Annotated in this window: 14 protein-coding genes; 2 read left to right on the forward strand and 12 right to left on the reverse strand. The window is 64.6% G+C overall.

The genetic code is table 11. From position 1 onward, the window contains the following. Window positions 1-14: 14 nt before the first annotated feature. Window positions 15-1,187: a CaiB/BaiF CoA transferase family protein gene (locus AC07OC_RS22490; RefSeq protein ID WP_494602285.1), complete on the reverse strand. Its 1,173-nt coding sequence runs from the start codon at window positions 1,185-1,187 to the stop codon at window positions 15-17. A gap of 124 nt (window positions 1,188-1,311) precedes the next feature. On the opposite strand from AC07OC_RS22490, the gene AC07OC_RS22495 reads away from it, so the two are divergent. Next, window positions 1,312-2,205: a LysR substrate-binding domain-containing protein gene (locus tag AC07OC_RS22495; protein WP_494602287.1), complete on the forward strand. Its 894-nt coding sequence runs from the start codon at window positions 1,312-1,314 to the stop codon at window positions 2,203-2,205. A gap of 25 nt (window positions 2,206-2,230) precedes the next feature. Here the strand turns inward: AC07OC_RS22495 and AC07OC_RS22500 are convergent, their stop codons facing one another. The 6 genes from AC07OC_RS22500 to AC07OC_RS22525 form a co-directional block, all read right to left on the reverse strand. Further along, window positions 2,231-2,650 (reverse strand): helix-turn-helix domain-containing protein, encoded by a 420-nt coding sequence (locus AC07OC_RS22500; RefSeq protein WP_218341336.1) that lies wholly within the window; start codon window positions 2,648-2,650, stop codon window positions 2,231-2,233. Between the two features lie 126 nt (window positions 2,651-2,776). Then, complete coding sequence (locus tag AC07OC_RS22505; protein WP_494602289.1) at window positions 2,777-4,084, reverse strand: glycerate kinase type-2 family protein; 1,308 nt, start codon at window positions 4,082-4,084, stop codon at window positions 2,777-2,779. Further along, window positions 4,081-5,043, reverse strand: coding sequence for a D-2-hydroxyacid dehydrogenase (locus AC07OC_RS22510; protein ID WP_218341334.1), 963 nt, complete (start codon window positions 5,041-5,043; stop codon window positions 4,081-4,083). The genes AC07OC_RS22505 and AC07OC_RS22510 overlap by 4 nt, the downstream gene beginning before the upstream one ends. 122 nt (window positions 5,044-5,165) lie before the next feature. After that, window positions 5,166-6,134 carry a Bug family tripartite tricarboxylate transporter substrate binding protein gene (locus AC07OC_RS22515; protein ID WP_218341333.1) on the reverse strand — a complete coding sequence of 323 codons (969 nt, stop codon included), beginning with the start codon at window positions 6,132-6,134 and terminating at the stop codon, window positions 5,166-5,168. 38 nt (window positions 6,135-6,172) lie between these two features. Then, the gene (locus tag AC07OC_RS22520) at window positions 6,173-7,024 is read right to left on the reverse strand and encodes an HpcH/HpaI aldolase/citrate lyase family protein (protein WP_218341332.1); all 852 of its coding nucleotides are present in this window, start codon (window positions 7,022-7,024) and stop codon (window positions 6,173-6,175) included. 4 nt (window positions 7,025-7,028) lie between these two features. Beyond that, window positions 7,029-8,246, reverse strand: a complete 1,218-nt coding sequence (locus tag AC07OC_RS22525; RefSeq protein WP_218341331.1) for a CaiB/BaiF CoA transferase family protein — start codon at window positions 8,244-8,246, stop codon at window positions 7,029-7,031. An 87-nt stretch (window positions 8,247-8,333) separates the two neighbouring features. On the opposite strand from AC07OC_RS22525, the gene AC07OC_RS22530 reads away from it, so the two are divergent. After that, the gene (locus AC07OC_RS22530) at window positions 8,334-9,269 is read left to right on the forward strand and encodes a LysR family transcriptional regulator (protein ID WP_218297372.1); all 936 of its coding nucleotides are present in this window, start codon (window positions 8,334-8,336) and stop codon (window positions 9,267-9,269) included. Between the two features lie 40 nt (window positions 9,270-9,309). On the opposite strand, the gene AC07OC_RS22535 is transcribed toward AC07OC_RS22530, so the two are convergent. From AC07OC_RS22535 to AC07OC_RS22555, 5 genes are all read right to left on the reverse strand, one after another. Continuing rightward, window positions 9,310-10,824, reverse strand: a complete 1,515-nt coding sequence (locus AC07OC_RS22535) for a carboxylesterase/lipase family protein (RefSeq protein ID WP_494602293.1) — start codon at window positions 10,822-10,824, stop codon at window positions 9,310-9,312. A gap of 51 nt (window positions 10,825-10,875) precedes the next feature. Continuing rightward, window positions 10,876-11,838 (reverse strand): Bug family tripartite tricarboxylate transporter substrate binding protein, encoded by a 963-nt coding sequence (locus AC07OC_RS22540; RefSeq protein WP_218341329.1) that lies wholly within the window; start codon window positions 11,836-11,838, stop codon window positions 10,876-10,878. A gap of 89 nt (window positions 11,839-11,927) precedes the next feature. After that, window positions 11,928-12,329: a VOC family protein gene (locus AC07OC_RS22545; RefSeq protein WP_218297375.1), complete on the reverse strand. Its 402-nt coding sequence runs from the start codon at window positions 12,327-12,329 to the stop codon at window positions 11,928-11,930. Between the two features lie 8 nt (window positions 12,330-12,337). Beyond that, on the reverse strand, window positions 12,338-13,318 hold the full coding sequence (locus tag AC07OC_RS22550) for a hydroxymethylglutaryl-CoA lyase (protein ID WP_218341328.1): 981 nt from the start codon (window positions 13,316-13,318) through the stop codon (window positions 12,338-12,340). Then, entirely contained in the window at window positions 13,311-14,489 is a 1,179-nt protein-coding gene (locus tag AC07OC_RS22555) for a CaiB/BaiF CoA transferase family protein (RefSeq protein WP_218341327.1), read from the reverse strand. The genes AC07OC_RS22550 and AC07OC_RS22555 overlap by 8 nt, the downstream gene beginning before the upstream one ends. Between the last annotated feature and the right edge of the window lie 6 nt (window positions 14,490-14,495).

Below are 14,495 nucleotides of genomic sequence, written 5' to 3' on the forward strand. Positions count from 1 at the left end.
GGAGTGATCTCGTGTCATGCGGGAAGGAATTCGGCGCGCACGGCGGCGCCGTGCTGGTCCAGACCTGGCGCGGCCGTGAAGCGCCCGCTGTCCCAGGGGGCGCGGACGGGCGGTGCCACCAGGTCGAGTTCCTTGTCGCCGACAGCCATGGGCCAAGTGCGCAACGCGGGGTGCCGGGCCATATCGGCAACGGATCGCACCTGGCCATAGGCGGTGTTGGCGACCTGCAACTGCTGCAAGGCCTGCGCAAGATCCAGTTCAGCGAACCTCTGGGCGATGAGTGCGTTGAGTTCCAGGCGGTTCTGCACACGCAGGTAGTTGCTGCTGAAACGCTCGTCCTGCGCCAGCGCGCCCTGCCCCAGGAAGGATTCGCAGAAGTTGCGCCATTCGCGCTCGTTCTGGATGCTGATGACCACGCTGCCACCATCGCGCGTGGCGTAGGCCCCGTAGGGGGCAATGGAGGGGTGCTGCAAACCCTGGCGCGTGGGAGCGCCGGCACCGTAGATCGCGTGCACGTAAGGCACCGTCATCCAGTCGGCGGCGCCATCGAAGAGCGAGACGGAGATGCCGCAACCCTTGCCGGTGCGTGCGCGTGAAGCCAGGGCGGAGACGATGCCGATCGTCGCATTGAGGCCGGCACCGATGTCGCAGATCGACACGCCAATGCGGCCGCACGCCTCGGGGGAGCCAGTGATGCCAGCCAGGCCGCTCTCGCATTGCACCAGCAGGTCATAGGCCTTGAGCGTGCTGGCGGGCCCCTCGGCGCCATAGCCGCTGATGTCGCAGGTGATGAGCCGGGGGTGGCGCACGCGCAGTGCGTCGCTGTCGAACCCGGCGCGGGCCAGCGCCCCCGGAGCGAGGTTCTGCACGAAGACATCGGCCTTCGCCAGCAAGGCGTCGAGCACCGCGCGGTCATGCGGCTGCTTGAAGTCCAGCGCCACGGATTCCTTCCCGCGGTTGGTCCAGACGAAGTACGAGGCCTCGCCGTTGGCCGCACGGTCGTAGCCACGCGCGAAGTCGCCTTCGGGGCGTTCGATCTTGATGACCCGTGCGCCCATCTCGGCCAGCCTGCACGTTGCGAGCGGTGCCGCCAGGGCTTGCTCCATGGCCACGACAAGAAGACCTTCGAACGGTTTTTTTGAAGGGGCGGTCGACGCCAAGGAGGTTGAAAGCAGTTCGGTGTTCATAGGCCGAAGTTTCAAACTCTGCGTCTCTGCCAACAAGCGAGTTTTTCCAAACCCAGCCTTCGTCTTGCGCGAACGCTCTTTGTACATACTAGGCGCTACTGAAGCTCCTGTGCGGGATCAATTCATGCGCTACGACTTGATGGATCTGAGAGTGTTTCTGGCCGTGGCCGATGCACAGAATCTCTCCCGCGGCGCCGCCCGCTGTTTTCTGGCACCGTCTTCAGCCAGCCTGCGCCTCAGGGAGCTTGAGGAAGCCGTCGGGACACCACTCTTCAAACGCCATGCCCGCGGAATGGAACTCACGCCGGCTGGAGCCGTCATGCTGGAACACGCCCGCCGGTGTATTGCTCAGCTCGAACAGATGCATGCCGACCTGGCGCCATTCGCTGATGGAATTCGAGGCCACATCACCCTGTTCGCCAACAACAATGCCATCAGCAGTCACCTGCCTGGCGATCTGGCGCGATTCTTCGCGCGCCATCCATCGGTGCGCATCACCCTGGAGGAGCGGCCGAGCCTGGACATCGTGACAGCCGTCATGGCAGGGCGCGCCGATCTCGGGGTCGTGGCCGTCGAACAACCGCACTCGGAACTGCGCTACCTGCCTTACCGAGAAGACGAACTGATTTTGCTCGTGCCACGTTTCAGCCCGCTGGCGGGACGCGGCAGCATCAATTTCGGCGCGTGCCTGAGTGAGCCTTTCGTCAGCCTTCAGTCCGGCATGGCCCTGCACACATTTCTGGCCAATCACGCGGTGGCGCTGGGCGGCAAATTGGATATCCGGGTGCAGGTATCGGGCTACCGCGCCATCGCGCAGCTCGTGGCCTCCGGGGCTGGCATCGGCGTCGTGCCACGCTCAGCGCTCCAGGATGCTGACCTGCAGCACCTGGCAGTGCTTGATATCAAGGAAACCTGGGCCATGCGCCATCTGCAGATATGCCTTCGGGAGCAGACCCTGCGCAGCCCTTTCGTTGCGCAGTTCATCGACACACTGTGCGAAGGAAACGCAAGCTCCTGATCACGGGCACCCGGCGGCCACGGGTTCATGCATGCTGGACACTGTCCAAGCGACTGCTCAATGTGACCTGGCGGTGGCCAGCCCGGCCGCAGTTCTCATGGATGTTGCCGGAAGGCCTTGGCGCAGACACGGCGTCAGCGACCATCTGGTCCAGTTTCACGAGCAGCTCTTGCGAAGTGGTTGCGACGATGTGCCCGGCATCGGTCGGTACCAGCCCCCCCTTGCGGCGATAGAAGAGCACAACGCCCAGGCGCTCCTCAAGAATCCTCAAGCGACGGCTGGCACACATGACCGACATGTGGCACAGCGGAGACGCATGCGTCAACGAACCTGTTTGCGCGCAGGCGACCACCAGCCGCAGGGACAACAGGTCCAGCCGAGCCATGTTGGTGGAGGGCGCCGACACCTTCTTCACCGATGCGACTTCATTCGCATTGCGCGACATTCACGCCGCATCCAGGGCTGTTTCGCGGGCAGCGCGCATGCATGGCGCCTGGCGCGCGCCCCACGCCGAAAATGCGGATGGCATATCTCATGGCTCCGTTCAACGGGAAAGGGCACTCCAGGACCTCTACAGAATCAACAACGCTCGGAAGTCATTGACATTGGTATGGGTGGGCCCGGTGACGAAAAGATCCCCGAGCGCCGAGAAGTAGCCGTACGCGTCATTTCTCTCCAGGTGATCGGCCAGCGTGAGGCCAGCCCCGCGGCCACGGGCGATCGTGTCGGGCATCACGAAGGCCCCCGCGTTGTCTTCAACACCATCGATTCCATCGGTGTCGGCTGCCAGCGCCCAAACGCCTGGCTCCCCCTGAAGAGCGTGGGCTAGCCCCATGCAGAACTCTCCCGCTCTCCCACCTCGGCCACGCAGGCTGCCAGCAGGTTGGGACCTGACCGTGACCGTGGTCTCTCCGCCAGAGAGCAGCAGCAACGGGCTCGTTCTGGAGTTGCCATCGCGCAGGGCATATCTTGCCAACGCAGCATGCACTTTGCCTACCTCCCGCGACTCGCCCTCGATGTCGTCGGAGAGGATGCGCGTCTCCATGCCCAGGCGGCGCGCTTCCTCGGCGGCTGCCAGCAATGATTCGTGGGGCGTGGCAATGAGGTGCACGCTGTTCCGCGCAAAACGCTTGTCTCCCGGCTTTGGGGTTTCCAGCTTTCCCTCGGCCAGGGCTGCGTGGACCGCCTCAGGCACCGCGATGGAGTAGCGGGCCAGGATGTCGAGTGCGTCACGACAGGAGGTGGCGTCCTCCACCGTGGGGCCGCTGGCGATGACCGAAACGTCGTCGCCGGGCACGTCGCTGATCGCGAGGGTGACGACCTGCGCGGGCCAGCATGCCGCAGCCAGCTGCCCGCCCTTGAGGCGTGACAGGTGTTTGCGGACACAGTTCATCTCCCGGATGTCGGCGCCACTTTCCAGCAGCTCCTTGTTGATGCGTTGCTTGTCGGCCAGATCGAGTCCGGCGACCGGGAGGGTGAGCAGCGCCGAGCCACCACCCGATATCAGGCAGACCACGAGGTCGTCCTCGCAGAGGCCCCGGGTCATTGCATGGGTGCGCACGGCGGCGATTCGGCTTGCTTCGTCAGGTACGGGATGAGAGGCTTCCATGATCTCTATGCGTTCCGGCAATCCGTTCGGGCGCGGCGGGGTGTGGCCATATCGCGTGACCACCAGCCCGCTCATTGGCGCACCCTCGGGCCACGCCGCCTCCAACGCGTGCGCCATCGCCCCTGCTGCCTTTCCGGCTCCCAACACCAGCGTGCGGCCTTTCGGGGCAGGAGGTAGATGGGCCGCCAAGGTCTCCGACGGCTGTGCGCGCCGCACCGCCACCCTGAAGAGGCGCTCAAGAAGCGCCCGGGGGTCGGCAATCGGGTTCACGCTGCGGTCCCCACCACGTTGACGGGCTCACCACGGACAAACGCCTCCAGGTTGTCGACGAGCTGGTCTGCAAGGCCCTGGATGGCTTCCTGGGAAGCCCAGGCGACGTGCGGGGTCAGGATGAAGTTCGGCAGGTCCAGGAGCGCCATGAAGGGGTGGTCGGCTGGCGGCGGCTCGGCGGAGACGACGTCGAACGCCGCTCCGGAAATCTGCCCGCCGCGCAAGGCGGCGGCCAACGCTGCCTCGTCCACCAGGCCGCCCCGTGCCGTGTTGACGATGAGCGGCTTGCGCGCCATCTTGGCGAACTCTTCGGCGCCCAGCATGTTGTGGCTCTGGGCGTTCAGCGGGCAATGGAGCGTGATGATGTCGGAACGCGCAAGGACGTCCTCAAATGGGGTGTAGAGGCTGCCCTGGCCAGAACGGCCCTTGAAGGCCGAGAAGAGCACCTTCATGCCGAGCGCGCGCCCGATGGCCGCCACCGCATTGCCAAGCACGCCGTCGCCCACGATGCCCAACGTGGAGCCGGCGAGGTCGCGCACGGGGTAGTCGAAGTAGCAGAACTGGCCTGACTGCTGCCACCGGCCAGCCTTCACCGATTCCCGGTAGGCACAGATGCTCCGCCGGAGCGCGAACATCAGCGCAAAGGTGTGCTCGGGAACTGTGTTTCCAGCGTAGTTGCGGATGTTGGTGACCGTGATGCCATGCTGGGCGCATGCCTTCAAGTCGATGTTGTCGGTTCCGGTGGCCGCCACGGCCACCAGCTTCAGCCTGGATGCCTGCTGCAGGGCCTGGGCGCCGAGCTTCACCTTGTTGGTGATGACGATGTCGGCGTCCGCGATGCGCTGCGCCACCTCGCCAGGCTGCGTGTTTTCGTAGCTCACGAGCTCATGCTCGAACAAAGGTGCGCGCAGAGTGGTGTCAGGGGACAGCGTGGAACGGTCAAGGAATGCAATCTTCATGGCGGTCCTGGCAGCGGCCAGCTTAGTAGTGGAGGCGAATAGGAATGTGGAAACGCAAAAATCAGCTGTCCCCCATTGCAGGGACAGCTGACGAGAGGGTCTACGTCGAGAGAGGCAAAGGTCTAGTCAACAACCGCCCCCGACGCCTTGACGATGGGTGCCCATCGGGCAATGTCTTCCTGCAGCAGCTGCGCAAGCCGTGTCGGCCCCCCGCTCAGCGGCTCGACGCCTGCAACCTTGAATCGCTCCAGCACATCGGGGGCGGCGACCGCGGCGGTGACCCATTGGGTCAGCTTGGATACCACGGGTGCTGGCGTGCCACGTGCCGCGAACAGGCCTACCCAGAGGTCTCCGACGTAGCCAGGAACCACTTCGCTGATGGAGGGCACATCGGGAAGCGCGGGAGACCGCTTGGCGGAACTCACGCCCAGGGCGCGCAGCTTGCCGCTCTTGATGAACTCGATGCACGAGGGCAGGCTGGCGAAGGCCACGGGGACCTGTCCACCCATGACGTCGGTCAATGCAGGTGCCACACCGCGGTACGGAACATGCTGCAGCGGCACGCCCGTGCTCGTGGAAAGCATGGCCCCCAGGAGGTGGTTCAGCGAGCCGTTGCCCGCGGAAGCGTATTGAATCTCTTCCTTGCTGGCGCGAGCCACCTTGATGAAATCGGCCAGGTTCCTGGCGGGAAAGGATGCATTCACCACCAACACGTTGGGCACGACGCCCACGGGGGCGATAGGCTCGAAGTCCTTGACCGGGTCGAATGGCACCTTTTTATACAAGGCAGGGTTGATGGCCTGTGTGCTGCTGATGGTCAACAGCAAGGTGTAGCCATCCTTGGGCGCGCGCGCAGCGAAATCGGTGCCGATGTTCCCGCCGGCGCCAGGACGGTTGTCCACGATGATCCGCTGGTTGCTCAGCTCGCTCAGCTTCTGGGCCAGGATGCGGCCGACCGTGTCGTTGGTGCCACCGGGCGCCTGCGGCACGACGATGGTCACCGGCTTGGACGGGTATGTATCGGCAAAGGCATTCAAGCCCAGCAGGCCCATTGCGGCCAGGACGCTGAACTCGCGACGTGTTGGATTCATGGTTGTCTCCTGTATTTCTGGTGTGGGGAACGGGGTTCCTAGAGCTGCGCGAGCAGCTCCTGGGCACGGAGGTACACGGGCTTGTCGACCATGGCTCCATCGAGCTTGATGGCTCCTTCTCCGCGGGCGAACGCCTCGTCAAAGGCATCCACCACTCGCTGGGCCCGCTGGATTTCGTCGGCGGTCGGCGTGTAGCACTCGTTGACCACATCGACGAACTTGGGGTGCACGACGACGGCCCCCCGAAACCCCAGCCCGCGGGCACGCAGCACCACGGCACTGAAGTCCTCGGGAGTACCAAGCTCGGCAATCGATGCAATGAAGCCGATGGGTTGGATCCGGGCCGCACGTGCCGCGGTCAGGACGGCCATGCTGGGATAGAGCAATGCGTCGGCGGTCGGGAGTCCTCCGCAATCGAGCGAGTAGTCCTCACTGCCGAGCATCATTCCCATCACGCGGGGCGAAGACGCCGCGATGTCGTGGAGATGCGGCAAGGCCGCCGCGCTTTCAATCTGCAGGAGAAAGCGCACATGCCCCGGTGGCACCGACGCCGCTGCTTCCAGGTCCGTGACCATCTGCGCGATGATCTGAACGTCGCGTGCATGCTCCACCTTCGGGAGCACGATGATGTCCAGGCCGGGCAACACCGCGGATTTCAGGTCCACGACCGCGGTGAGCCAGTCGCCGTTGATGCGCACGGCGGCCAGCTTGTTCACCGCCTTCAGACGGCCCATCGAATCCGCGAGCCGCTCACGGGCAACCGGTCGCTGGGAAGGGTGGGTTCCATCCTCAAGGTCCAGGATGACAGCGTCGCTGGACTTGGTGACGGCGCTCCGCAGCAGCTTCTCATTGGCTGCCGGAACGAAGAGGAAAGAGCGGACAGTTTTCATGGCATCAAGTCGGTTGTACGGCTGCAGCGGGACCTGCGTCGGCAGACGGCTTGGCGGCGCCAAACCAGGCGGTGTTGTCTTGGCCGAGCGCAGGCGCGCCGCGGCGAATAGGGGGGCGCTGCCCATTGATGCGGTAAGGCGCCGCATGGACGGAGACCGTCCGGCCATCTGGAGCGACCTGGTCGACCAGAAGCTGGCTTTCGGCGATATAGGGATGCTCCAGCAGGTCCGCGATGTCACAGACCGGGCCGGCAGTGATGTCCCGCACCGCGAAGAACTCCAGCGCCTCCGGCAGCGTGAGTTGGGTGATATGCCCCTGGATGAGCGCATCCAGGGCGTCTATGTTCTTCAGCCGCGCCTCATGGGAGGAAAACCGCGGGTCCTGAAGACCTTGCGGGTAGCCGATGCCTTCGAACAAGCGGGCCAGCGTGCCCTCCATGCCGGCCGACAAGGCCACCCACTTCTCGTCGCGGGTCTTGTAGACGTTGCGAGGTGCATGGGTGGGCGAACGGCTGCCCGACCGCGGCGTCGACTTGCCCGTCAGCTGGAACTCCGCTGCCTGGGGCCCGAGGATGGAGAACAGCGGTTCGAACAACGACAGGTCAACCTCCTGGACCGATGCGTTCGCATTGCCACGCTGGCCATGGAGCGCGGCGAGCGCCAGCGCGGCGCCGTAGATGCCGGCCACGGAATCGGCCATGGCGAAGGGTGGAAGCACCGGCGGCAGGTCGGCGAAGCCATTCATGGCCGCGAAGCCGCTCATGGCTTCAATCAGCGAGCCGAAACCACCCTTGCTCGCAAACTGGCCCGTCTGGCCCCAGCCGGAGATGCGAACCACCACCAGCTTCGGGTTCAATGCATTGAGCCGGTCCTTGCCGAGTCCCATGCGCTCCAGCGTGCCAGGGCGGAAGTTCTCGACCAGGATGTCGGCATCGGCCAGGAGACCCCTCAGCCTGGCCATGTCGTCCTCGGTGCGCAGGTTGAGCTCGACGCTGTCCTTGTTGCGGCTGTACGCGAGCCAGTAGGTGCTCATGCCTTCGCGCTGCCAGGCGCGCAGCTCGTCGCCCTTGCGCGGCGGCTCCACCTTGATGACCGTGGCGCCCAGGTCTGCGAGCACGTGGGTCAGCATGTTTCCAGACACCAGGCGCGAGAGGTCGACGACTTTCACCCCCGACAGGGGTTGCGTGCCGCCACGGGCCGAAGAGTGGTTTTGTGGGTTCATCAGTAGCTCCTGGGGCAAGTCTCTGTTTTCATCTGATATCTGTAAAATACATTCGACATCTACTGGATATCGTGAAAATCAATATCAATGGAACTGCGCCAACTTCGGTACCTGATTGGGGTCTGTGAGGCGGGGGGCGTGCTGGCTGCGTCCAAGACCTTGCACGTGGCGCAGCCAGCGCTGAGCCAGAGCATTTCCTCGCTGGAGGGCGAGCTGGGGGTGCAGCTGTTCGTGCGGACGAACCGGGGAATGACCCTCACGGATGCGGGCCGTACCATGCTTGAACACGCGCGGGTTGTGCTTGCCGACATCGAGCGGGCCCGCAGCGCCGTTCAGCATTCGGCGCTGGACATCCAGGGTGAGATGGCCGTGGGGTTGCCGACGACCGTGGCGCTGGTGGCAACGCTGCCCATCCTGCGCGCCACCAGGACGCGGTACCCGAAGCTGAAGCTCAAGATCATCGAGAGCCACAGCGGCTTTCTGGGCGAGTGGCTGCGCGCCGGACGGCTGGACCTGTCGGTTCTGTTCGTATCCGGCAATGAGCCGGCTTTCGAGTACCGCCTGCTTCTTGAAGAACGGCTCGCGCTGGTGACCACGCCCCAGGACACACCTGCCACCAGGGAGATTTCCTTGAAGTCTCTGGCCTCCCGCCCGCTCGTGCTTCCCGCCCAGGAACACGGGTTGCGCAGGATCATCGACAGGGTGTGCGCGGAGCATGGAGTGGAGCTGGAAGTGATTGCGGAGATTGACTCGCTGCCGAACATCAAGAAGGCGGTGCAGGAAGGCATGGCCAGCACCATCCTGTCGCCGGGCGCGGTTGCCGACGAGGTGCAGGCGGGCCACCTGGCGGTCACCACCATCACCCGGCCGCACATCCCGCGCCAAGTGGCATGTGCGACCTCGATGACGCGCCCCGTGACGCCGGCGACCGCGGCCATGATTTCGCTGGTGACCGAGGAAATGCGCTCGCTGGTTGAGCAAGGGCTCTGGCCAGCGGAGTGGATTGGCGACGCGCCTGCCTAGGTGGCCAGACAGCGGCGGGGATGCCCCTTGCGCAGGTGCATCAGCGCCCCGCTGAGCTGAAGTGGTCGCGCACGAAGTCGATGCCCTTGCCGTTGTAACCTGCGCGCAGGGCCGGACTGGCTCCAAACTCCATGTACGACTGCTCTTGGGCGCTGTACGGCTTCCAGGCACTCAAGCCCTGGCCGTTGGGGTCGCCGGTCTTTGCGAACTGCACCCAGGCATCCGCCATCGTTCTTGCGACGGTTGCATCGACAGCATTGAAGGGGCGGTTCTTCCCGCGGTGCGGTGACTGCAGGTTGTCGAAGACGAACTGCAGCTCATCCCCGTGGATGGGCATTGCCGCCGCCTCATTGCGATGGCGGGTGAACACGTAGCGATAGCTTTTCAGGCCATGGTCCTGGTAACGCGCCAGCAGTTCCCGCGTGCCAAAGAGGTACTCCGTATCAGCGTAGAGGTCGGCCAGCGCCTGAGGAACCTTGTCGTCGCTGGCCACGGCGTACGCGGCCCAGGCTGCCTGCTCCCTGCCCTTGAAGGACTGCTGGACGAAGCCCTGGAAATCCGCCACGGTCTTGATGGACCAGTTGCGGGTGGCCCCGCCCCCTTCGTTCTCGTTGTTTCCAACAAGGATGGGGACCTTGGCGAACTTGCCGGTGGCGTACGCCTGGTAGTCGGGCGTCTTCACGGCGTAGCCATCGTTGATGATGCTCACCGGCCTTCCGGTGGCGAGAGACCGGCCAGAGGGCTGCTTCTTGATCAATTCCACGAAGTCGGTAGCAGGGAGCTTGCGCAGCGCGCCCAGGTCGCTGCCGAAACGCAGGCCGTACAGCTCCGCATCCTTCAGCGCCATCGTCGGGCGCATCACACCCACGCTCTGCATGATCGCCTTCTGGAACGTGCCCTGGGCCATGTCCGTGGTCATGAGCGTGCTGATGGCATGGGCGCCGGCGGATTGGCCCATCACGGTCACCCTGGCCGGGTCGCCACCAAAGGCCGCGATGTTCCGCTGCACCCACTTGAGCGCGGCCGCCTGGTCCATCAGGCCGTAGTTGCCCGAGGCCCGCTGGGGCGACTCCGCAGTGAGGTGGGGGTGGGCCATGAAGCCCAGCAGGCCGAGGCGGTAGTTCAGTGTGACGACGACCACGCCGCGGCGGGCAAGGGCTTCGCCATCGTAGGAGGGATGGGAGCCTGCGCCGTACGCGAACCCGCCACCATGGATCCAGACGATGACCGCCAGGCGTTCATCTTTGCGCCGGGCCGGTGTCCAGACATTCAGGTTCAGGCAGTCCTCGCTCATGCCACCGCGCTGCTCAGGGTACTCCTGCGGCTGGACGCAGTAGTCGCCGAACGCGGTGCTGTCGCGCACACCGGTCCATGGGGCGGCTGGCTGCGGCGGCTTCCAGCGCAGGTCGCCGGCGGGCGCAGCGGCGTAGGGAATGCCGTAGAACTTCTTCACGTCCGTGCCCTGGCCGCGGACAACGCCCGACTCGGTCCGTGCCGTGGCGAGGCCGGTGTCAGCGCCACCACCGGGGGATGCGCAGGAAATCAGGAGGCCCATGGACAGACCCGTCGTCAGTAGACGTAGTGCGAATTTCATGCCCCTGTCCCCTCACTCGGCTTTGATGTTGCCTTCGCGAACCACCTTGGCCCACGCGGCTGATTCCTGGTCCACGAACTTGCCCAGTTCTGCGGGGCCCATGTAGGCGGCGAAGGCGCCCTGGTCTTCGATCTTTTTCTTGTAGTTGTCGCTCTCGACGATGGTCTTGATGGCTGCAGCGAGGCGGGCCGTGATGGCGGAAGGTGTCTTGGCGGGGGCGAAGACGGCGAACCAGCTTTCAACTTCGTAGCCGGGCAGCCCCGCCTCGGCAGCGGTCGGCACATTCGCAAGGGATGGATGGCGCTTGGGCCCCGCATACGCCAGGGCCTTCAACTTGCCCGCTTGCACCTGGCCAATGACGGATGGCGGCGTCGTGATGAACATGTCGACCTGGCCGCTGATGAGGTCGGTGATGACCGGACCAGCGCCCTTGTAGGGCACATGGGTCACAGGGACCTTGGACTGCTTGCCGAACATCTCGCCGGCAATGTGCTGAATCGAGCCATTGCCAGAAGATGCGTAGAACAGGCCCTTGGGATTCTTCTGACCGTAGGCGATGAACTCCTTCAGGCTGTTGACCGGAAGGGTGGCACTGACCGCCACGACGTGCGGTGCGCGCATCACCAGCGCGATGGGCACAAAGTCAGAGGTCTTCCAGCGAATCTGCGAGAACAGCGCGGGGTTGCCCACGTGATAGCCCGAGTACTGGACCAGCAGCGTATGGCCATCGGCCGGTGCGCGGGCCGCAAACTCGGTGCCGATGTTCCCACTGCCGCCGGGCCTGTTGTCAACCACGACGGCCTGGCCAAGCGCCGTCTGCAGCTGCTCGCCAATCAGGCGGGCCACGATGTCGGTGGAACCCGCCGGGGCACTGGGCACCACGAGCGTGATGGGTTTGGAGGGGTAGGTTTCCGCGTGCGCAGCCCCGAACGCCGCGCACACCGCGATGCCCAGCAATGCATTTCTACGAATCATGTCTGTCTCCTTTTTTTGTGGAAAAAGCATCCCCATCCCGGGTGCCGTGAGGCCATCCGGGCTGAGAGAATCGGGGAAGTGTTCGGCGGCTAGCCCGCAGGCGCCAGCTCAGAAATCTCGATGAGGTTCAAGTCGGGGTCGCGCAGGTAAATCGAGCGAATCCTGGAAGTGGCGCCCGTGCGCAGGACCGGGCCCTCGGCGATGGGAATCGAATGCTGCCGCAGGTGCTCGATGACCTGGTCGAGCGGAACCGATGCCAGGAAGCACAGGTCCAGCGCGCCGGGTACAGGCGTGTGGGCCTTGGGCTCGAATTCCCGCCCCTTCACATGCAGGTTGATTTTCTGGCTGCCGAACTTGAAGGCCCGGCGCTCCACCGGGGGCGTGCCACCGATGAAGGACTCCAGCTTCATCCCCAGTACTTCGGTGTAGAAGCGAACACACTCTGTCTCGTTGGCAGTGGTAAGGACCAGGTGGTCGAGGTGGCTGATCATGGTGTGGACTACTTTGCAGATGCCGTGTTGCGAGCGATGGCGCGCTCCCGGATTTCATCGAAGCCCGCCGGAGGCTCATGGCGCTTGAGGCGTTCACCGGCGCGGCTCACCTGGGCGGGGAGCTCGTGGCCAATCAGCCGCTCCAGCTCGTGGGCTGCCTGGATGAGACCAGGAACATCGACACCCGTGTCGTAGCCCATCCACTGCAGCATGTGGACCACGTCCTCCGTGGCCACATTGCCGGACGCACCTGGGGCATAGGGGCAGCCACCGATGCCGCCCAGCGACATGTCGAACTGGCGGATGCCAGCCTCGACCGCCGCAAGTGTGTTGACCAGGCCCATCCCCCGCGTGTTGTGGAAGTGGCCGGTGATGTTCAGTTGGGGATAAGCCTTGGCGACTGATTCGCAGATGCCATGGACCTGGGTGGGGTATGCCATCCCCGTCGTGTCGCAAAGCGTGACGCCCGTTGCACCCAGGCCAACGAACTGACCCACCAGGTCCAGCACGGTGGCCTGCGGCACCTCTCCCTCCATGGGGCAACCGAACACGCAGGACAGCGAAATGTTCACAGGCACCTTGGCCGACACGGCAAGGGCAGCCACATCACCCAGCTGGCGCAGCGACTGTGGACGGGTCATCCTCAGGTTGGCCAGGTTGTGGGTTTCGCTGGCCGACATCACCAGGTTGAATTCGTCGACCCGGCACTCCAGGGCGCGCTCGCCGCCACGGACATTGGGAATCAACGCGGTGTACACGACACCGGGCTCGCGTCGAATGCGGTGCATGACGGCCTCGGCATCCCTGAGCGCAGGGATTGCGGTCGGCGAAGTGAACGACGTCACTTCGATCTTGGAGTACCCCAGTCCGCTCAGATGGTCCACCAACCGCACCTTGTCGTCGGTCTCTACGAACGCTGCCTCGTTCTGAAGGCCGTCGCGGGGGCCGACCTCATTGATCTTGAGCTTGATCGCCCTGCCCTCAAACATGGTGGGCCTCCTTCTCGCTGCGTGCTGGCCATCCTGCGGTTTCCGACAGGACGTGGGTGTGTTCTCCCAGCAGAGGCGCTGGATATGAAACACGTCCGGGTGTGGCGCTGAGCTTGGGAACGATGCCGGGTACCTTCACTCGCGTTCCGTCGGCGGTTTCCTGCTCGACAATCATTTCCCGGGCGATGTACTGGGGGTCGTGCACGATGTCCTCCACCGTGTAGACCTTGCCTGCAGGCACCTTGGCCTCGTCGAGCACGTTGAGCACTTCGGCCAGCGACTTGGTGAGTGTCCATGCCTCGATGGCGGCGTCGATTTCCTGAACCCGTGCGACACGGCCGTCGTTCTGGGCAAGTGCCGGTTCATGCTCCAGGTCATGCCGGCCTATGGCAGCCATGAGCCGTTTGAAGATGCTGTCGCCATTGCCCGCAATCAGCGCATAGCCACCATCAGAACACCGATAGGCATTGGTCGGCGCGATTCCTGGCAGCGCGCTGCCCGAGCGCTTACGCACAGCGCCGAAGGCGTCGTATTCGGGCACCAGGCTCTCCATCATGTTGAAGACACTCTCATAGAGGGCGACGTCAATCACCTGGCCTTCGCCGCCCCGGGCATCACGGTGGTAGAGAGCCAGCATGACGCCGAGGGCTCCGTGCATGGCGGACAGACTGTCCCCAATGGAGATGCCGCAGCGCACCGGCACCCGCCCAGGCTCGCCCGTCAGGTGGCGCAGGCCGCCCATGGCCTCGCCGAGAACGCCGAAGCCGGGCTTCTGCCTGTAGGGCCCCGTCTGCCCATACCCAGAGATGCGCAGCATGATGAGCCTGGGATTGAGCGCATGCAGCGTCTCCCAACCCAGACCCCAGGCCTCCATGGTTCCGGGCTTGAAGTTCTCGATGACCACGTCTGCCTCGGTGAGCAGCGCACGGGTTGCGTCCTGGCCTTCGGGCGTGCGAAGGTCCAGTGCGACCGACCTCTTGTTGCGGGATTGGACCTCCCACCAGACCGAGGTGCCCTCCCGGAGCAGGCGCCATTTTCGCAGCGGGTCGCCAACCCCTGGCGGCTCTACCTTGATGACATCCGCGCCGAAGTCGGCCAGAGTCTTGCCAGCAAACGGGCCCGCAATCAGCTGCCCGAGTTCCAGTACCTTGATTCCGTGGAGTGCTTGCACGTTCGC

Source organism: Acidovorax sp. GW821-FHT10E04 (genome assembly GCF_059415185.1).